The 18548-nt window shown below is 68.8% G+C and carries 17 protein-coding genes; 7 read left to right on the forward strand and 10 right to left on the reverse strand.

All coding sequences use genetic code 11. The features are described 5' to 3' along the window. Nucleotides 1-61 precede the first annotated feature (61 nt). Together AVR91_RS29335 and AVR91_RS29340 are read right to left on the reverse strand one after the other, a co-directional pair. Nucleotides 62-553 carry a beta-class carbonic anhydrase gene (locus tag AVR91_RS29335; RefSeq protein WP_063274694.1) on the reverse strand — a complete coding sequence of 164 codons (492 nt, stop codon included), beginning with the start codon at nt 551-553 and terminating at the stop codon, nt 62-64. A 51-nt stretch (nt 554-604) separates the two neighbouring features. Beyond that, a complete protein-coding gene (locus tag AVR91_RS29340; protein WP_005165317.1) occupies nt 605-1705 on the reverse strand; it encodes a LacI family DNA-binding transcriptional regulator in 1101 nt (366 codons plus the stop codon). A 200-nt stretch (nt 1706-1905) separates the two neighbouring features. Here AVR91_RS29340 and AVR91_RS29345 point away from each other — a divergent pair, with 200 nt between their 5' ends. Genes AVR91_RS29345 through AVR91_RS29355 form a run of 3 tightly spaced genes read left to right on the forward strand, consistent with a single transcriptional unit; the run spans nt 1906 to nt 4557 of the window. Beyond that, nucleotides 1906-2838, forward strand: a complete 933-nt coding sequence (locus AVR91_RS29345) for a metal ABC transporter solute-binding protein, Zn/Mn family (protein WP_063274693.1) — start codon at nt 1906-1908, stop codon at nt 2836-2838. Beyond that, entirely contained in the window at nt 2838-3671 is an 834-nt protein-coding gene (locus AVR91_RS29350) for a metal ABC transporter ATP-binding protein (RefSeq protein WP_063274692.1), read from the forward strand. The genes AVR91_RS29345 and AVR91_RS29350 overlap by 1 nt, the downstream gene beginning before the upstream one ends. 4 nt (nt 3672-3675) lie before the next feature. Further along, complete coding sequence (locus tag AVR91_RS29355; RefSeq protein WP_063274691.1) at nt 3676-4557, forward strand: metal ABC transporter permease; 882 nt, start codon at nt 3676-3678, stop codon at nt 4555-4557. Here the strand turns inward: AVR91_RS29355 and AVR91_RS29360 are convergent. The 4 genes from AVR91_RS29360 to AVR91_RS29375 form a co-directional block, all read right to left on the reverse strand. Then, nucleotides 4554-5867 carry an alginate O-acetyltransferase AlgX-related protein gene (locus AVR91_RS29360; protein ID WP_016337728.1) on the reverse strand — a complete coding sequence of 438 codons (1314 nt, stop codon included), beginning with the start codon at nt 5865-5867 and terminating at the stop codon, nt 4554-4556. The two genes, AVR91_RS29355 and AVR91_RS29360, sit on opposite strands and share 4 nt — an antisense overlap. An 87-nt stretch (nt 5868-5954) precedes the next feature. Then, the gene (locus AVR91_RS29365) at nt 5955-7178 is read right to left on the reverse strand and encodes a DUF445 domain-containing protein (protein WP_063274690.1); all 1224 of its coding nucleotides are present in this window, start codon (nt 7176-7178) and stop codon (nt 5955-5957) included. Nucleotides 7179-7228: 50 nt separating this feature from the next. Continuing rightward, nucleotides 7229-8455, reverse strand: coding sequence for a DUF445 domain-containing protein (locus AVR91_RS29370; RefSeq protein WP_083715535.1), 1227 nt, complete (start codon nt 8453-8455; stop codon nt 7229-7231). 50 nt (nt 8456-8505) lie between these two features. Next, complete coding sequence (locus tag AVR91_RS29375; protein WP_063274689.1) at nt 8506-9735, reverse strand: DUF445 family protein; 1230 nt, start codon at nt 9733-9735, stop codon at nt 8506-8508. Between the two features lie 123 nt (nt 9736-9858). Here AVR91_RS29375 and AVR91_RS29380 point away from each other — a divergent pair, with 123 nt between their 5' ends. Next, the gene (locus tag AVR91_RS29380; protein ID WP_063274688.1) at nt 9859-10818 is read left to right on the forward strand and encodes a coiled-coil domain-containing protein; all 960 of its coding nucleotides are present in this window, start codon (nt 9859-9861) and stop codon (nt 10816-10818) included. A gap of 3 nt (nt 10819-10821) precedes the next feature. On the opposite strand, the gene AVR91_RS29385 is transcribed toward AVR91_RS29380, so the two are convergent. The 4 genes from AVR91_RS29385 to AVR91_RS29400 form a co-directional block, all read right to left on the reverse strand. Next, entirely contained in the window at nt 10822-12264 is a 1443-nt protein-coding gene (locus AVR91_RS29385) for an FGGY-family carbohydrate kinase (protein WP_063274687.1), read from the reverse strand. Further along, a complete protein-coding gene (locus tag AVR91_RS29390) occupies nt 12261-13595 on the reverse strand; it encodes an MFS transporter (RefSeq protein WP_063274701.1) in 1335 nt (444 codons plus the stop codon). Before AVR91_RS29390 ends, AVR91_RS29385 begins: the two co-directional genes overlap by 4 nt. A gap of 603 nt (nt 13596-14198) precedes the next feature. Next, the gene (locus AVR91_RS29395) at nt 14199-14993 is read right to left on the reverse strand and encodes a DeoR/GlpR family DNA-binding transcription regulator (RefSeq protein ID WP_063274686.1); all 795 of its coding nucleotides are present in this window, start codon (nt 14991-14993) and stop codon (nt 14199-14201) included. After that, nucleotides 14990-15616: a histidine phosphatase family protein gene (locus AVR91_RS29400; RefSeq protein ID WP_063274685.1), complete on the reverse strand. Its 627-nt coding sequence runs from the start codon at nt 15614-15616 to the stop codon at nt 14990-14992. The genes AVR91_RS29395 and AVR91_RS29400 overlap by 4 nt, the downstream gene beginning before the upstream one ends. A 77-nt stretch (nt 15617-15693) precedes the next feature. Between AVR91_RS29400 and AVR91_RS29405 the strand changes: the two genes are divergently transcribed. Genes AVR91_RS29405 through AVR91_RS29415 form a run of 3 tightly spaced genes read left to right on the forward strand, consistent with a single transcriptional unit; the run spans nt 15694 to nt 18520 of the window. Then, nucleotides 15694-16380, forward strand: a complete 687-nt coding sequence (locus AVR91_RS29405; protein ID WP_063274684.1) for an HAD family hydrolase — start codon at nt 15694-15696, stop codon at nt 16378-16380. Continuing rightward, nucleotides 16377-18062, forward strand: a complete 1686-nt coding sequence (locus AVR91_RS29410; protein WP_063274683.1) for a dihydroxyacetone kinase family protein — start codon at nt 16377-16379, stop codon at nt 18060-18062. Before AVR91_RS29405 ends, AVR91_RS29410 begins: the two co-directional genes overlap by 4 nt. 2 nt (nt 18063-18064) lie before the next feature. Continuing rightward, nucleotides 18065-18520 carry a ribose-5-phosphate isomerase gene (locus AVR91_RS29415; RefSeq protein WP_063274682.1) on the forward strand — a complete coding sequence of 152 codons (456 nt, stop codon included), beginning with the start codon at nt 18065-18067 and terminating at the stop codon, nt 18518-18520. The last annotated feature ends 28 nt before the right edge of the window (nt 18521-18548 follow it).

The following is an 18548-nucleotide window of genomic DNA, read 5'->3' on the forward strand; positions in this document are numbered from 1 at the left end:
ACAACCAGTTGAGACCGCCGCGCCTTCCCCGCATCGCATGCGGGGAAAGTCCCCTTCAGCTCTACGCGACCTCAGACAACCGCCCCGTCTTCACGTCGTAGACGAAGCCGCGCACGTTGTCGGTATGCGCCAGGAAGTCGCTGCGCCGCACACGCTGCACCGACCGGCGCACACTGTCCTCCACCACCCGGAACGCCTCGACCGACCACGTCGGGCGCAGCCCGCTGGCGGCTTCGAGCTCGTCCTTGAAGTCGTCTTCGGTGACCATGGACAGGCCGCAGTCGGTGTGCTGAACGATCAGCACCTCACGCGTGCCGAGCTTCCGCTGGCTGAGTGCGAGCGAGCGGATCATGTCGTCGGTGACGACGCCGCCCGCGTTGCGCAGGATATGCGCCTCACCCTGGATCAGGCCGAAGATCTCGAACACCCGGATACGGGCGTCCATGCAGGTCAGGATCGTCACGTGCAGCGATGGCCTCGGAGACGAGCGGTCACCAGGAGTGACATCACCCAGCTCCTGGTTTCGCTTGAGCAGTACGTCGATTGAGGTCACGTGTTCATTGGAACCGACGCGCCGGGCGACGGCAACGCGGGTGGACGCGGATCACGGCCCGAACCAGCGTTCTTCGGCCGTCCGCGGCGGCGCGGACGTACGCCCGACGCGGAGTTCCGTCTGCAGGGTGATCACCTTCGGCCCGACCCGGTCGGCGGAGCTGAGCAGCAGCTTGCCCGCCGCCTTGCCCTTTTCGAGCACCGGCTGGTGGACCGTGGTGAGCCCGGAACGCTCGGCCTCGGTGATGCCGTCGAACCCGGTGACCGTCAGATCCTGCGGCACCCGCAGCCCACGGCGCTCCGCCTCGGCCAGCGCGCCGAGGGCGAGGATGTCCGAAGTGCAGATCACGGCCGTGACCTGCGGATACGCGTCGAGCAGCTGGCGCGCGGCCGACGCGCCGTCGTCCACGGTGTGGTCGAAGCGCTCGACCACCGGCACGGTCGCCCAGTCGACCCCGGCCGCCGAGAACGCGGCGGCCAGCGCCTCCAGCCGGATCCGCTGGACGTGGAAGTGGGCGGCGCTCTGCCGCTGGATGGAGACGAAGTCGTCGTTGCGCTCGCGGGCCAGCCGCATGCACAGCACGCCGATCTGCCGGTGACCCAGCGAGATGAGGTGCTCGGCCATGGCGGTGACCGCGGCCGCGTCGTCCGGGCCGACCCGGTCGACGCCGTCCACGCGCGGCTGGTCGACGATCACCGTCGGCACCGGGCGCTCCAGCACGGCGCCCAGATGCGGGTCGTCGTCGGGCACCGAGTAGACGACGAAGCCGTCGACGCCGGCGCGGTGCACGGCCGCGACGTCCTCGCGGCCCGGGCTGGCCGGGACCAGGTGCAGGCCGACGCCCGCGTCCTCGCAGGCCAGCGCGAGCCCTTCGAGCACGCCGACGGCGGCGGGGTCGCGGAAGGCGTAGGAGAGGTTCTCGGTGAGCAAAAGACCGACAGCGCCGGCTTTGCGCGTCCGCAGTGAACGGGCCACCGGGTCCGGGCCCGGGTAGCCGAGGCGGCGCGCGGTCTCGAGGACGCGGCGGCGCAGCTCAGGCGACAGCTGGTCGGGTCGGTTGTAGGCGTTCGAGACGGTGGTCCTCGACACACCGAGCTCTGCGGCCAACGACGCCAGTGTCGCCTGCCTCCTGGTGCGGATAGGACGGCCCATCCGCAAACCGTAACGGTTCAGAACGTTTTGCAGAAGCATCACCCGACGTGTGGCAGGTCTCGATTCAGAGTGACCCTGGGTACAGCTCGTGCCTGGACGGGGAGCGCGGTCATCCGGATGGGGTACAGTTGAATCTGACAACGGTTTCCATTACCCGGCATTGGGGACACCTGGCCTGGGCATCCGCAGGAGTGCAGTAAATGAATTCCCGCCGTACTAAGAGTGTTTTCGCGGCCGTGTCGGCCCTGGCCGTCCTCGCGCTCGGCGCGACGGCTTGCGCGTCGAGCGACAAGGCGTCGACGGGCTCCGGTTCGCCGAACGCGTCCGCCGCGAACCCGGGTGGTGGCGAGAAGATCAAGGTCGTCGCCTCGACCGACGTCTGGGGCAGCGTCGTGACCGCCGTCGGCGGCGACAAGGTCGAGGTCACCTCGATCATCCACGACCCCTCGGCCGACCCGCACTCCTACGAGACCACCGCGAGCGACGCCATCGCCGCGAAGAACGCGAAGCTGACGCTGTCCAACGGCGGCGGCTACGACGAGTTCTTCTCGAAGCTCGCCGACCAGGCCACCGGCGCGCAGAAGCTGGTCGCCGTCGACATCGCCGCGACCGGCAACGAGAACGAGCACGTCTGGTACAGCCTCCCCGGCGTCGAGAAGATCGCCGATCAGGTCGCCGCGAAGCTCGGCGAGATCCAGCCCGCCTCGAAGGACGCCTTCACCGCCAACGCGACCGCGTTCAAGGGCAAGACCCAGGAACTGCTGAAGAAGGTTTCGGGCCTGGGCGCTTCGAACGCGAAGGTCGTCGCCACCGAGCCGGTCGCGCACTACCTGCTCGACAGCGCGAAGGTCACCGACGCGACGCCGCCCGCCTTCGCCGAGGCCGTGGAAGCGGAGCAGGACGTGCCCGCCGCCGCGCTCAACGAGGTCAAGCAGCTGATCTCCGGCAAGCAGATCAAGGCCCTGATCAACAACGCGCAGACCACCACCCCGGTCACCCAGCAGGTCGTCGGCGACGCCAAGACCGCCGGCATCGCGGTCGTCGACGTCACCGAAACGCTCCCGCAGGGTGTGACCGACTACATTGCATGGATGACCAAGGAAGTGGACGCGCTGGCCGGAGCACTGAAGTAGTGACCTCCGTACCCGCCGAAGCCCGCCCCGCGGTCCGTGTCCGCGGGGCGAGCCTCGCGTTCGGCACCCGGACCCTCTGGTCCGGGCTCGACCTCGACGTCGAACCCGGCGAGTTCCTCGCGATCCTCGGGCCCAACGGCTCCGGGAAGAGCAGCCTGCTCAAGGTGCTGCTCGGTCAGCAGGGGCTGCCCGAGGGCACGGTCGAGATCGCGGGGCGCCGCCCCGGCGGGACCAACCGGCGGATCGGCTACATCCCGCAGCAGCGCGCCCTCGACGAGGGCCTGACGATGCGCGGGGTGGACCTGGTCGGCCTCGGCCTGGACGGGCACCGGTGGGGCACCGGGCTCTTCGGGATTTCGAAACGGCGTCAGCTGGTGGCGAAGGCGATCCAGTCCGTCGGCGCCCAGGCGTACGCGAAGCAGCCGGTCGGGCGGCTTTCCGGCGGTGAGCAGCAGCGGCTCCGCGTCGCGCAGTCGCTGGTCGGCGACCCCGAAGTCCTGCTGTGCGACGAGCCGCTGCTCTCCCTCGACCTCGCGCACCAGCGCGCGGTCAGCGAGCTGATCGACGAGCGGCGGGCCTCGGCGGGCACGGCCGTCCTGTTCGTCACCCACGAGATCAACCCGATCCTGTCCTATGTGGACCGCGTGCTCTATCTGGTGAACGGCCAGTTCCGGGTCGGCAAGCCGGACGAGGTGATGAACTCGGAGACGCTGTCCGAGCTGTACGGGACGCGGATCGAGGTGCTCAAGGTCGGCGGGCAGATCCACGTCGCCGGGGCGCAGAGCGCGCTGTGCGAGGACGAACCCCACCACATCGACGAACAGGCCAGCTAGCACCGTGGACAAGATGTTCGACTTCGCCCTGACCGGCGAACTCCTCGGCCTCGACTTCGTGCAGACGGCTTTGCTCGCGGCCGCCGTCCTCGGCCTGGTGGCCGGCGTGCTCGGCCCGCTGGTGGTCATGCGGCGGATGTCGTTCGCCGTGCACGGCACCGCCGAACTGGCCTTCACCGGTGCCGCGGGCGCGCTGCTGCTGGGTGTCGGCGTCGAACTCGGCGGCCTCGCGGGCGCGGTCATCGCCGCCCTGCTGATCGGGCTCCTCGGCGGCCGCGAGTCCGAACGCGACTCCGTGATCGGCGTGATCCTCGCCTTCGGCCTCGGCATGGGCGTCCTGCTGCTGTCGTTCTACGAAGGCCGCAGCGCCAACAAGTTCGGCATCCTCGTCGGGCAGATCATCACCATCGACTCGACCAACCTGAACCTGCTCGTCGGCGCGTCGGTCGTGGTGCTGGTGGTGCTCGCGGTGATCTACCGGCCGCTGCTGTTCGCCACGGTCGACCCGGCGGTCGCGACGGCACGCGGTGTGCCGGTGCGGCTGCTTTCGCTGATCTTCGCGGTGCTGGTCGGGATTTCGAGCGCGCTGGGCGTGCAGATCGTCGGCGCGCTGCTGGTGGTCTCACTGATGGTGACCCCGGCCGCGGCGGCCGCGCGGGTCACGGCGAGCCCGTGGAAGGCGACCGTGCTGTCGATCGTGTTCGCGGAGATCGCCGCGCTCGGCGGGATCATTCTTTCGTTGGCGCCCGGGAAGCCGGTGAGCGCGTTCGTCACCACGATCTCGTTCGTGATCTACCTGGTCTGCCGTCTCATCGCGTGGCTGCGCGGGCGTTCTTCACGGATTCGCGTCGAGCCGACCGCGACCGCGCAGCCCGCCCTGCGCTAGCGGATCGGGTTCTCGGCGAGCGCCTTCTTGAGCGGTTCGAGGAAGTTCGGGTCGATGAAGGCGAGCTGACCGCCGGCCACACTGCGCTCCACCGCCTCGACGACCACGACGTTCGCGTTCACGAAAGCGTCGACGGCTTCGGCCTGCGACGTCTTCTGCGTGAAGTGCGCCAGCATCGTCAGGTTCGTGAACGCGCCCGAGAGATACCGCGAAGACGCCTTCGTGAACGAGTCGCCGTAGATCAGGATCTTGTCGTCCACGGTCCCGATCAGCGGGCTCGCCGTGCGGTAGACGGGCCGGTCGATGTCGCCGTTCGGCTCGCCCGCGCGCTCGACGACGCCGTCCGGGCGGAGGCTGTACAGCGTGTTCGTCTTCGTGCCCTGCTTGCTGATCAGCGGCGGCAGGTCGGCGACGGTGTCGTACTGGCCGACGGGAACGCTGACCCAGGTCTGTGTGACCCCCGGCTTGATCGCGTTCGCGATGGCGCGCGTCATCACCAGGGCGCCCTCGTCGGCCCAGTGCGTGTCGTTCGGCGGGTAGATCGGATGCTGCACGCGGCCCTCGGACGCGCGGAGTTCGGGCCGCAGGTCGATCGCGCGCGCGTCCTTGAGCATCCGGTGCCAGGTGGACGCCTCGGCCGCGCGCGAGCAGTCCTTGCCGGGGTAGGTGTCCGGCAGGAACTGCGGCACCATCGTCGACTTGTCCGGTGCGATGACGAACTCGAACCGGCGCCCGGACTGCTCGACCGCACGCCGGAGCTCGTTGATCTTGGCGATGGTCTCGGGCAGCGGACGGGACGGATCGCATTTCGCGTCGGCGTCGTAGCCGTAGTACAGCCAGCCGTCGCGGCCCTGCACGACACGGCGGTAGCCGGACGCGGCGTTCGGCGTCGGCCCCTGGGTGGGCGCGGTCTTGGACGGCGACGGTGCGGGCGGCGCGGGGATCGGGCCCGCCTGCTGCTGCGGTGGCGGCTGGTCGAGCGGGGCGCCCTCGCCGAAGACGCCGCGGCTGATCGCGTCGGCGGCGGCGATCGCGCCCGGCCGGAACGACAGCTGGTCGATCGCCCAGGCCGGCATGTCGGTGAAGAAACCCCAGCCCCGGTCCAGCCCGGGGAAGCTCGCGAGCTTGTGGTTCTCGATCTCGCCCGGCCGGACGCCGAACACCCAGAGCAGCGCGGGCGTGGTGAAGAACAGGAGCGCGCTGATCAGCGCGGTCAGCTGCCTGCCACCGTGGCGGGGACGGTGCAACGCGTGCTCGCGCGGAAGCCACGCCTCGTGGACGGCTGGCAGCTGCTGGGGTTCGGACGCCACCCCTCCACCGTAATCACCCCGTGTCTCCCGCAGGTGAGAACGCCTCACTTCCGCGCCCCGGATCGCGTTTAGCCCGCTAAACGCAGGTCAGTGCAGCATCAGCAGGACCTGCAGCTCACCGACCAGGAAGCCGATGAGCCCGCCCACCGCGATGAGCTTCCATTCGTCCTGCCGGAACGCGGGCCTCAGCAGCCCCTCGAACTCCAGCGGCGTCAGCCCGAGCATCCGCCGTTCGACGATCTTCGCGACGTCCATCGCCTCGGTCAGGTAACCCTCGGCGTACCGGATCGTCGGTGGCAGCCGCTCCAGCGCCTTCCGCGCCGCCGCCTGCTTGATCTCCTGCAGCCGCTCCCCGCCGACGGCCATCGCGACCATCGGCTTCGCGACACTCGCCTGCTCGTCGACGGCCTGCGCCACCAGCCGCTCGACCAGCGCGTACAGCCGATCCGATCGAGGCCCGCGCAGGACGGCGTCGAGCAGGTTCGGCACGGTGAGGATCTCGTTCGCGATCATCTCGCCGTACTGATGCGCGACCTCGGCCCGCCGCCGCTGGAACTTGCCCTGAAGGATCACCCGGCCGACCCGCACCGGCTCGCGCGGCACGAAGATCAGCTTGATCGCCAGCCAGTCGGTGAACAGCCCGATGCAGCCACCGAAGATCGGCAGCACCCACGGCTCCTTCGTCAGCGCCCAGACGAACGCCTGCACGATGCCGAGCCCGAAGCCGAAGTAGATCCCCGTGCGCGCGATGAACGCCATCTCCGGCCGCGACGTCTCGCGGATCAGCCGGACGAGCAGCTTCTTGTCCCTGGTGAGCCGCTGGACGGTCATGTGCTGGAAGTCGAGCACCTCGTCGAGGTTCTCGGTCATCTCCGCCATGAACTCGCGCACCAGCCGCGGCGTCGACGCCTGGACCTGCTTGATCAGCAGCTCCTGCGCCATCGTCGGCATGACCTCCCAGAGCCTGGGATGGTGCTTTTCGAGCACTTCGCGGGCGACCTCGTCCACGGCCCGCAGCAGTGGCTGCTCGATCTCGCGCGTGATGATCGCCGGATCGATCCGGCGGAAGACCTCCTTGACGTCCAGCAGATTCGACGTCAGCAGCTCGGTCGCGACGGCGGCCATCCGCCCGCCGTGTTTGGGCACCACGCCCTGCCAGCCGAGGAAGGGTTTGATCCCGACGAACTCGAGCGGTTTGAACATCATCTCGATGGCGACGCGTTTGGTGACGTAGCCGATCAGCGCGGCGACGAACGGGATCGCGGCGTACAGCCACCAGTGCCGGGCGAGGTCGTCCAGGACGGCGTCCACACGACCTCCTCGCTTCGCTCAGGGAAGGGGGAAACCGTATCGGTTGGCCTTCAGTGAAGCAGTAGAAGCACCTGAAGTTCACCGACAAGGCCGCCGATCACCGCGCCGACGGCGATCAGTTTCCACTCGTCCTGCCGGAACGCGGGGCGCAGCAGCTGCTCGAATTCGAGCGGGTTCAGCCGCCGCATTCTGTCCACAATGGTGTTCCGGACGTCGAGCGCGTTGACCGCGTAGCTCTCGGCGTGGCGGATCGTCTCCGGGATCCGCGCCGCCGCCTTCGCGGCCGCCGTCTGCTTCATCTCCTGGAACCGCCTGCTCCCGACGGCCATCGCGACGAACGGCTTCACGACACTCGCCTGCGCGTCGATCGTCCGCTGCACCTCGCGCGTGATCATCGAGAACAGCTTGTCCGACTTCGGCCCGCTCAGCACGGCTTCGAGCAGGTTCGGGATGGTGATGATCTCGCGCGCGATCATGTCGCCGTAGTCGGCGGAGACCTGGTCCTTGCGCTTCTGGAACACACCTTGCCAGGTGTAGAAGCCGAAGAACCGTTTCGGCTCGCGCGGCAGGAAGATCATCTTCAGGGCGATCCAGTCGGTGAACCAGCCGATGCCGATACCGAACAGCGGCAGCACGATCGGGGACTTCGTCAGCGCCCACACCAGCAACTGCACGCAGCCGAGGGAGAACCCGAACACGATCCCCGACCGCGCGATGAACCGCATCTCCGGCCGCGAGATGTCGCGGATCAGCCGGTTCAGCAAGGCCTTGTCGCGCACCAGGTTCGTCACGACCATGTGCTTGAGGTCGAGGACGTCCTCGATGTTCTCCGAGATCTCGCCCATGATCTTCGTGATCGCCCGCGGAGCCTCCGCCTGCACGCGTTTGAGCAGCAGTTGCTGGGCGGTGTTCGGCAGTACTTCCCAAAGTCTGGGCTGGTACTGCTCCATCACCTCGCGGGTGACGTCCTCGACGATCCGCAGAAGCGGTTGCTCGATCTCCTTCGCCACCTGGGCCGGGTCGAGCCTGGCGAAGATCTCCTTCGGGTCGACGAGGTTGTTCGTCAGCATCTCGGTGGCGGTGGCCGCCATCCGCTCCGCGTTCGCCGGCAGCACCCCTTGCCAGCCGAGGAACGGTTTGACGCCGACGAATTCCACCGGTTTGAACATCATCTCGATGGCGACGCGTTTGGTGACGTAGCCGATCAGCGCGGCGACGAACGGCATGGTGACGTACACCGGCCAGTGCTCGCCGAGATCGGCGATGACGGCGTCCACTTCCGAGCCCCTCCCGCGTCTTGCTTGAAGGGCAACCTAGCCGCCTGTCCTCAATGGAGGAGTAACAGGACCTGAAGTTCACCCACGAGCCCGCCGATCACCGCGCCGACCGCGATCAGCTTCCATTCGTCCTGCTGGAAGGCGGGACGGAGGATCCCCTCGAACTCGAGCGGGGTCAGCTGCTGCATCTTCGTGACGATGGTGTTGCGGACGTCGAGCGCGTCAGTGGCGTAGCTCTCCACGTGTTTCACCGTTTCGGGGAGATACGCGATCGCCTTTTCCGCCGCGGCCCGCTTCATCTCCTGGTACTGGACCCCGCCGACGGTCAGCGCCACCAACGGTTTCGCGATGCTCGCCTGCGCGTCGATGGTCCGCTGCACCTCGCGGGTGATCATCACGAACAGCTTGTCCGACTTGGGCCCGGTGAGCACGGCCTCCATCACGTTCCGCACGGTGAGGACCTCGTCGGCGATCAGCGCGCCGTAGTCCTTGGCGACCGCCTGGCGGCGTTTCTGGAACATGCCCTGCCAGCTGAAGAACAGGAACCGGCGCGGCTCACGCGGGTAGAAGATCATTTTGAGGGCCAGCCAGTCGGTGACGAACCCGGTGACGAAACCGAAGATCGGCATGATCAGCGGCTGTTTCGTCAGCGCCCACGCGACGAACTGGATCAGGCCGATGACGAAGCCGAACCAGATGCCGGAGCGGGCGATGAAGCGCAGTTCCGGGGTCGCGACCTCCTTGATCAGGCGGCAGGTCAGCGATTTGTCGCGGACCATCGCGTTGATCAGCATCTCGTTGACGTCGAGGACCTCGTCGATATTCGTCGACACCTCGCGCATCAGCCTCGCGACGACCTTCGGCGCCTGCGCCCGGACCTGGTCGACCAGCATGCGCTGTGCCCGGGTCGGCAGCAGTTCCCACAGTCTGGGCTGGTACTGCTCCATCACTTCGCGGGTGACGTCCTCGACGGCCTTGAGGAGCGGCTCTTCGAGTTCCTTGACCATTTCGTCGGGATCGAGCCGGGAGAAGATCTCCTGCGGATCGACGAGGTTCTTGGTCAGCAGGTCGACGGCGGTGGTCGCCATCCGGCGCGAGTTGGCCGGGATGACCCCCTGCCAGCCGAGGAACGGTTTGATCCCGACGAACTCCAGCGGCCGGAACATCATCTCGATGGCGACGCGTTTCGTGATGTACCCGATGAGTGCGGCGATGAAGGGCATCGTGGCGTAGACGTGCCAGTGCTCGCGGATGTCTTCGAGGATCGCCGAGATGTCCAACCGGGCCTCCGCTGCTTACGACCTGTCAACAATGCAGGATGCCATGTGATCGGTCCACCGCACGCCGAGTGCAGCCGTTTGGCGGTACTGCCCGACGGGTGCCCGCTCATTAAGGTGGCCGCCATGGTCGCTCCTGAGAAGACGGCGCCTCAGGCGCCCTCAGCGAAATCGTCCCCGTTCGCGGGCTCTGTCCGCGGTTACGACAAGCGTCAGGTCGACGAGCGCCTCGCCGAACTGGCGACCGAACTCAAGCAGACCTCACGCAGCCGCGACGAAGCCGTGGCGACCGCCGGTGAACTCACCAAGGCGCTCGGCCACGCCCAGAAGGAACTGGACGAGACCAAGGCCGCCCTCGTGCGGATGAGTTCGAGCCCGTCCGGCGCCGGCGCGATGGCCGAACGCGTCCGCATGATGATGCAGCTCGCCGAGGAGGAGATCGCCGACCTCAAGGCCGCCGCGGAAGCGGACGCCAAGTCGACCCGGGCCGAGGCGGACAAGTACGCCCACGAGACGCAGCGCGCCAGCGAAAAGGCGGCGAAGGACGCGCAGGCCGAGCGGGAAAAGCTGCTCGCCGACGCCAAGGCGGAGATCGAGCGGCTGAACTCCGAGGCGGCGCAGAAGCGCAAGGAACTGGACATGGAGAGCGTCCGGGCCCGCGCCGCCGCGGACAAGAAGGCCGAGGAGGCTTCGGCGGCTCGTCGCGCGGCGGCCGAGAAGGCGTCCGCGGACAAGATCGCGGAAGCCGATCAGGTGTCGGCGGCCAAGCGTGCCGAGGCCGAGCGGATCTCGGCGGAGAAGATCGCCAAGTCGGAGAAGTCTTCGGCGGAGGACATCGCCGCGAAGCAGGAGCAGGTCGCGGAGGCCCTCACCGACGCGAAGACCCAGCAGGCCGAAGCCCAGCAGGCCCGGAAGCTCGCGCTGGAACTCCGGTCGAAGGTCGCCGATCGGCTCTCCGCCACGGACGTCGCCGTCCAGGAGGCCATCCGGCTGCTGGCTCCCGCCCCTGATGCCGACGAGGCACCCAAGCCGGAGGCCGCGCCGAACCCCGCTCCCACCAAGTCCAACGGCCCACGCCCTTCCTGATCCCTATCGGCCCCGGACGACGGCGAACAGCTCGTCGTCGATCCAGCCCCTGGTGTGCAGCTCGGCACAGAATCGCTGGTACGACTCTGCGAGCGCGGCACTTTCGCGCTCGTCGGGCTCGACCAGTGTTCCCTCGCCGAGCCCCGCGGACGCCTCGGTGAGGCCGCCCGGCAGGACCCCCGCCGCGGCGAGCAATGCGGCGCCGTAACCCGTTTCCGCGTGTGGTGACACCCGCAGGCCGAGACCGCTGACGGTCGCCCTGATCCGTGTCCACAAAGGACTTCTGCTGCCGCCGCCCGCCGCCAGCAGCGGATCGGTGACGTCGACGCCGAGGCGGCGCAGGTGGTCCAACGCCAGCCGCTCGAGGAAGGCGACCCCCTCCAGCCTGGCCCGGTGCGACTCAACCTCGTCGGCTTCGCCCGACACGAAGCCCTCCGCGTCCGGGCTGGCGAACGGGAAACGTTCGCCCTTGCGCCGCAACGGATACGCGACCACCTTCGCCGGTCCCCGCGCGGCCGCCGCCGCGTCGAGTTCGGGAAGGCGATCCTGCCCGGCGACGGCCTCACCGCCGGTGTTCGACGCGCCACCGGGCAGCCACCAGCCGTCCGGATGACGGTGGCTGTACATCGCCCCCGTCGGATCGGGCACCAGCTCTTCGGTGACTCCCTTGAGCACGTACGTCGTGCCGAGGATCCCGACGAAACTCCCGGGAGCGACCGCCCCGGCCGCGATCTGGCCCGCGCAGCCGTCGGTCATCCCGGCCACGACCGGGCAGCCCGCCGGGAGCCCGGCGACCGGACGGGCCACCTCGCCCAGCACGGTGGCCGGCGCGACCACCGACGGGAGCAGGCTCGCGGGCACTCCCAACGCCTCGAAGACCTCGTCCGGCCATTCGAGGGCGAGCGGGTCGTAGCCGCTCTTCAAGGCATGTGACCAGTCGGTGGCCACCGTGCCGCCGGTGAGCTCCGCGGCGATCAGATCGGGGGTGTGCCGGATCCCGGCGACGTCGGGGACGTGCCCGGCCAGCCAGGCGATCCGGCCGAGCGCGGCCGTGGCCGACACACCGAAACCGAGCCGCCGCCAGCGATCCGCGCCCAGCGCGGTGGCCTCGCGGTTGAGCTCCGCGCCGCGCCTGTCGTCGTACATCAGCGCGGGGGTGACCGGCACACCGGACGCGTCGACCCCGACGATCGTCCCCGACGTCGCGGCGATGGCCACCGCGGCGACCTCGCCGCCCCTGCCCGGCAGCTCGCCGGTGACCTTCGCCAGCACCGTCTTCACCGCGGGCCACCAGGACCGGGCGTCCTGCTCGCTGTGTCCGCGGCCGTCGCGGACCGGCGCGGGCAGCGGCTCGGCGGCCGAAGCGAGGACGGTGCCGCCGCGCACCGCGAGGGCCCGGACCCCCGCGGTGGCGACGTCGATGCCGATCGTGACGGGCTGGTTCACGTGGTGACGACCTTCTCTCCGACTTCTTGCAGGCTCTTGTCCTCTTCGATCGCCTTCGCCGTCTCCTCGGGCAGCTTCAGGTAGCGGACCATGACCGCGGCGACCAGATAGAGCGCGGCGAAGACGATCACCACACCGGCCGCGCCCAGCGGACCGAGGAACACGCTGACGATCGCCGGCCCGACGAACGCCGCGGCGCCGGCGCCCAGGTTCAGCAGGGCCATCGCGCCACCCTTGTTCTCCGGGGCGAGCGAGGGGAGCAGCGCCGAGATCGGCACGAACCCGGCGAGCGTGGCGCCGTACAGCGCGCCGACGAGCAGGGCGAGCCAGTAGTACTCGGCGCCCATGGCGATCGGGACGAAGTAGAGCAACAGGATCGAGATCGCGCAGCCGATCGCGCCGAACCAGAAGATCGTGGTGCGCCAGCCGATCCGGTCGCTCAGCACGCCGAAGATCAGGTTGAAGAAGATGTTCGTGCCGTAGATGACCGAGACCAGGAGGAGCCAGCGGCTCTCCCCGAAGCCGATCTGCTCGATGAAGATCGTCGGGAAGAACACCAGCATCCCGAACTCGGGCGCGGTGTTGATGACGCGGACGAGCATCCCGACGCCGACGCGGGGTTTCTTCCACGCGATCGACACGCTGGACACCAGGCTCTGTACCGGTTTCACGTCCGGCGGCGCGAGCCGGGTGTACCCCGTCCGCTGCCGGACGCCGAAGATCGCGAGCAGTCCGCCGAGACCGAGCAGCGCCACCGACACCCAGAGCGTCCCGTACTGGCCCAGCACCGGGTTCGTGAAGCTCGCGACCAGCGCGCCCAGCGTCGGCAGCCCGCCGGTGAACGCGAAGTAGAACCAGCCCACCGCCGCGCCGAGCCTGGCGACCGGCGCCACCGCGGTGATCCAGACCAGGAAGCCGAACGCGAACATCGGATAGCCGAACCCGCGCAGACCGTAGAACACCAGCATCAACGGGTAGTTCTCGCCCGACACCGCGACCGCGAGGAACAGCACGTCGAACACCAGCCAGATGGCCAGGCCGATCATCATCACGCGCCGCGGCCCCCACAGATCCGACAACGCGCCCGACAACCACGACGCCAGCATCACGGCGACGCCGTACACGGTGATCACGTACGAAGCCTTGATCTCGGTGCCCGCGCCGTTGTCCGCCATGAACGGCGCGATGAAGCCCGACTCGACCCCGTCGCCGATCATGAACAGCAGCAGCCCGGCATAGCCGAGGAACAGCGGGGCGGGCAGGCCCCAACGGTTCAGCACGCGGGCGAACCCGCTCCCGGATCGCGATAACGGCGGTGTTACCTGGTTCATGCACGCCTCCATGACGTCGTGTTCAGCGTATCATGGATCGTGTTAACTTCACTTTCAAGATGTTACATCGGTGGATTTTCGTGTTAGCCTCGCGCGCCGCAGGTCGCGGAGGTGCTCGGTCGCCGACGTCGACCTCACGAAGGCAAGGCGCAAGTCTGGTGCGGTGAACTCCGCCGGATCACGTGTGTCGTCCGGTCGGTCACGTGAGAGACGCTGGCATGGGTACGGGTGGTCGTGAGTGGCGTTTCGGGTTCTGGTGAACCTGTATTTGCTTACCTGCCGGGCTTGACGCCGTCCTGCTGCCGTAATGGAGCCCGATTTCGGCGAGTGGGGAGGTTTGGGGACGTTCAGCGTCCGGAATCCTCCCCGCTCGGCACGACCATGATCAAGGGAGGATTCGGGACACTCAACGTCCCAAATCCTCCCTTGATCAAGCCCTGAGACCCGAGCGCCCCCTCGACGATGTAGGAATTGGGACACTCAACGTCCCGATTCCTACATCGTCGGCACCTGGCACACCGAGCTTCCGATGCCATCAAACTCCGAGGCTCAAACGACACCGCCAGGCTCGCCGAGCGCACCTCCGCGTTGGCAAGCGGCGCCTCAAAGCTCCGCGATGTCCACCTCCACCTGGCTCCGCATGTCCTCGGCCAGGTGCTCTTCCACTCCGTCGTCGACGATCAGCACGTCGAAGTCGCTCAACGGCGCCAGCCGGTGCAGTGCCGCGCGTTCGGTCTTGCTGTGGTCCATCAGCAGCACCTTCGTCCGGGCGCTGGCCAGCATCGCGCGTTTCAGCATCACGATCTCCGGCTCCTGGTGGAACGTCATGCGTGTGTTCATCGCCGAGGTCGAGACGAAGGTCGCGTCGACGTTGATCCGCTCGATCGCCTCCAGGCTCTGCATGCCGAGGAACGAGTCGTGGGTCGCGGAATAGTCCCCGCCGATACAGATGAGCCGCAGGTCGGGAACGCCTTTGAGCAGTTCGATGGCGCCGAGGTAGTTCGTCGCGACGGTCAGCGGGGTGACGCGGTGCAGCATCTTCGCCAGCGCGAGCGCGCTCGTGGAGTCGTCGAGCAGGATCGACATCCCCGGTTCGACCCGGGCCAGCGCGTGCGCCGCGATGGCCATCTTCTCCTCCGAATGCACGTTCATCCGGTAGTCGGCGTTGCTTTCGAAGATCGTCGACGGCATCGCCGACACGCCTCCCCGGTACTTCCGGAGCAGGCCGCGCCGCGCCAGTTCGTCGACGTCGCGGTGCACCGTCATGGTGCTGACGCCGGTGAGTTCCACCAGTTCGGAGATGCTCGCGGAGCCCGTTGTGAAGACGTGTTCGGTGATCAGCTGCTGACGCGTGTTACGAGAGTGCGCGCTCGCACCGGCCGTCTTCTCATCGTTCATGTCACCCAGTATCGCGTGCGGGCAGGCTGATTGAGGCGCAGCAGGCCGGTGCGCGTGCCGTCGATCTCGATCTCCGTGATGGCCGCGTTGTCCAGCCGTGGGAACACCGTGCGGTAGTTCTCGAGCGGGATGCCGAGCAGTGCGCACAAGGTCAGCCTGATCAGGGTGTTGTGCGCGACGACCAGCACCGTCTCGCCCGGTACGTCGGCGGCGATCCCGCGCAGTGCGCCGGCCCCGCGGGCGGCCGCGTCGGCAGGCGGCTCCGAACCGGGGAAGGCGCCGCTCACGGGGTCGGCGAGAAACCTCGCCACCGCATCGGGATCCGCCTCCGCCAGCTCGGCCCTGGTGCGCCCTTCCATCAGTCCGAAGTGGACTTCACGCAGTTCGTCGACCACCCGCAACGGCAGGTCCAACGCCTTGGCGGACGGCTCCGCGGTGCGACGTGCGCGGCTCTGCGGCGAGCAGAACACGGCCGACGGCCCGGCCGCCGCGGCGAATCCGGCGAGTTCGTCCGCCTGCCGGAGCCCCTCCTCGGTCAGCGCGACGTCGCTGCTGCCCGCGTACCGGTTCTCGGCGTGCCATTCGGTCTGGCCGTGCCGTGCCAATAACAACCGTGCGACCACGCGATCCCTCCTCAGGGCTTGTCCAGATCACAACTTCGATGTTAACTTAACAGCATCGATGTGAAAGGAGATGCCGGATGGCACTCGCCGCGGTGGTGTTCGACCTGGACGGTGTCCTCGTCGACAGTGAACACCTTTGGGAGGAGAACTGGGTGGCGTACGCCGCCCGGCACCGCACCGAATGGACCGCCGAGGACACCGCGTCCGTGCAGGGGATGAGCGCGCCCGAATGGGCCGCGTACCTCGCGAAGCGGTCCGGCACCCCGGAAAGTGCGGCCGAGGTCGAGCGTGCCGTGGTGGACGGCATGATCGCCGCGATCGAGGCGGGCGAGGCGCCCTTGCTGCCCGGTGCCGGTGAGATGGTCCGCGAGGTGAGCGCGAAGGTGCCGGTCGCGCTGGCGTCGTCGGCCGCCCGCCGCGTGATCGACGCGGTCCTCGAGAAGCATGGGCTCACCGCGGAGTTCGCCGCGACCGTTTCCAGCGCCGAGGTCGCCAGGGGCAAACCGAGTCCGGACGTCTATCTCGAAGCCGCCGCAAGGCTCGGCCGGTCCGGCGAGGAATGCCTTGGCGTCGAAGACTCCAGCAACGGTATCCGCGCCGCCGCCGCGGCCGGGCTCACCGTGATCGCCTTGCCGAATCCGGTGTACCCGCCGAAGCCGGACGCGCTGGAGCTGGCCGCCGAGGTCGCGGAGAACAACGACGACGTGCGCCGCAAGCTGCTCGCGTACCTGTCCGGTGAGTTCGCGGAAGCGAGCGGGCGATGACGGTCCTTGGCGCCGCGGAGACGTTCAAACGCGACTGGCTGGACGGGTTCGTCACCGCCTACGGGCGTTCGGTGCGCAAGGTTCCCGGCGCCTATGGCGTACTGCGCCGGGAAGAGTCCGAGCCCAAGGTCGCGGTGGTGATCGGCGGCGGCTGCGGGCACTATCCCGCGTTCGCCGGGCTGGTCGGTCCCGGGCTGGCCGACGGGGCCGTGGTGGGCGACGTGTTCACCAGCCCGAGCGCCGAGCAGGTCTATCGCACCGCGCGGGCCGCGGAGAGCGGAGCCGGCGTGCTCTTCGGCTACGGCAACTACCAGGGCGACGTGCTGCATTTCGGGCTCGCCGCGCGCAGGCTGGCCGCCGAGGGCATCGAGAGCCGGACCATCCTGGTCACCGACGACATCGCCAGCGGTCCCGCCGACGCGCCGGAAAGGCGTCGCGGTGTCGCGGGCGACTTCCTGGTCTTCAAGATCGCGGGCGCCGCCGCCGAACGCGGCGACGATCTCGCCGCCGTGCACGCGGTGGCGGAGAAGGCGAACGCGAACACCCGGACGTTCGGCGTGGCGTTCGGCGGGTGCACTCTGCCCGGCGCGTCCGCTCCGCTGTTCACCGTCGGCGAGAGCGAGATGGAGCTGGGCCTCGGCATCCACGGCGAGCCCGGCGTCCGCACGGTCGGCAGACTGAGCGCACGGGAGCTGGCCGACGAACTGGTCGACGGTCTCCTCCCGGAGCTCCCCGAGGGCGACGGACGCGTGGTGGTCCTGCTGAACGGGTTGGGCCGCACCAAATACGAGGAGATGTTCGCGACCTACACCCGGGTGCACGAGCGGCTCGCCGCGGCGGGGCTCGGCCCGTCGCACACCGAGGTCGGCGAGTTCGTCACGTCGCTCGACATGGCGGGTGTCTCGTTGTCGATCCTGGTGCTCGACGACGAACTCGCCGAGCTCTACGCGGCCCCCTGCGACACCCCTGGCTATCGGAGCACCGGTGCCGCGCTGGCACAGGTTCCCCTGGAGTCCACAGTGGACGCTCTGCTGGTGGAGGCCGAGCCGGGGCAGGGCATCGTGGATCGCGCGTTGACCGCGGCCTTGCGCGACATCGAGGCCAACGAAGCCGAACTCGGCCGGTTGGACGCGGTCGCGGCCGACGGCGACCACGGGCTGGGTATGACCAGGGGCATGCGGGCCGCGGTCTCCGCCGCCCGGCGAGACGGAGACTCGCTGTCCACCGCGCTCCTGGCTGCCGGGACGGCGTTCGCCGACGCGGCGGGCGGAGCATCCGGCGCGCTGTACGGCGTCTTGCTCGCCGAGACCGGCGCGGGGCTGCGTGGCCTGGAAGCCGGAGCGGTCACCACGGAAGCACTCGCGGGCGCGGTGGACGGCGCGGTGAAGGCGTTCGTCGAACTGGGCAAGGCCGAGCCCGGCGAGAAGACCATGCTCGACGCCATCGAGCCGTTCCGGCTGGCGTTGCGCGAACAGGCCGGCGCGGGCGCCGACGTCCCGCAGGCCTGGCAGAAGGCGGCCCAGGTCGCGGTGAGCGCGGCCGAGGCCACGGCGGACCTGGTGCCCGTCAAAGGCCGGGCCGCGCGGTTGGCGCGGCGGAGCAAGGGGCATCCCGATCCCGGGGCCACTTCGTTCGCGCTGCTCGTCACCGCGGTCGGCCAGGCTCTCGGAAAGGAAGACTGAAAATGCGGATCGTGGTGGCGGCGGACAACGCCGGGGTGGCACTCAAGGACCAGCTGCGTGACCTGCTCCTCGCCGACGACCGGGTGGACGAGGTCACCGACCTCGGCGTGGCCGACGGGTCCGACGACAAGGCGTACCCACTGCTGGGCCTCGCGGCGGCGGAGACGATCGCGCGCGGCGAGGCGGATCGCGGAGTCCTGGTCTGCGGGACCGGGATCGGCATGGCGATCTCGGCGAACAAGGTCCCCGGTGTCCGGGCCACGGTCGCGCACGACTCTTACTCCGCCGAGCGTTCGGTCAAGTCGAACGACTGCCAGGTGATCACCTTCGGCGCCCGGGCGATCGGCCCGGAGCTGGCGAAGAAGATCGTCGCGGAATGGGTCGGCCACCGTTTCGACCCGTCCTCGGCCAGCGCGAGCAAGGTCGCGCACATCACCGAATACGAGCAAGCTCACTAAGACGGCCCGACACGGGCACGGAGAGAGG

The sequence above is a fragment of the Amycolatopsis keratiniphila subsp. keratiniphila genome (assembly GCF_001620365.2).
In the GTDB taxonomy this organism is placed as follows: Bacteria; Actinomycetota; Actinomycetes; order Mycobacteriales; family Pseudonocardiaceae; genus Amycolatopsis; species Amycolatopsis keratiniphila.

Coding starts and splice junctions, on each gene's coding strand:
- AVR91_RS29340 (WP_005165317.1), bottom strand. CDS start 1,705: ATGGGCCGTCCTATCCGCACCAGGAGGCAGGCGACACTGGCGTCGTTG.
- AVR91_RS29345 (WP_063274693.1), top strand. CDS start 1,906: ATGAATTCCCGCCGTACTAAGAGTGTTTTCGCGGCCGTGTCGGCCCTG.
- AVR91_RS29380 (WP_063274688.1), top strand. CDS start 9,859: ATGGTCGCTCCTGAGAAGACGGCGCCTCAGGCGCCCTCAGCGAAATCG.
- AVR91_RS29390 (WP_063274701.1), bottom strand. CDS start 13,595: ATGAACCAGGTAACACCGCCGTTATCGCGATCCGGGAGCGGGTTCGCC.
- AVR91_RS29395 (WP_063274686.1), bottom strand. CDS start 14,993: ATGAACGATGAGAAGACGGCCGGTGCGAGCGCGCACTCTCGTAACACG.
- AVR91_RS29405 (WP_063274684.1), top strand. CDS start 15,694: ATGGCACTCGCCGCGGTGGTGTTCGACCTGGACGGTGTCCTCGTCGAC.
- AVR91_RS29410 (WP_063274683.1), top strand. CDS start 16,377: ATGACGGTCCTTGGCGCCGCGGAGACGTTCAAACGCGACTGGCTGGAC.
- AVR91_RS29415 (WP_063274682.1), top strand. CDS start 18,065: ATGCGGATCGTGGTGGCGGCGGACAACGCCGGGGTGGCACTCAAGGAC.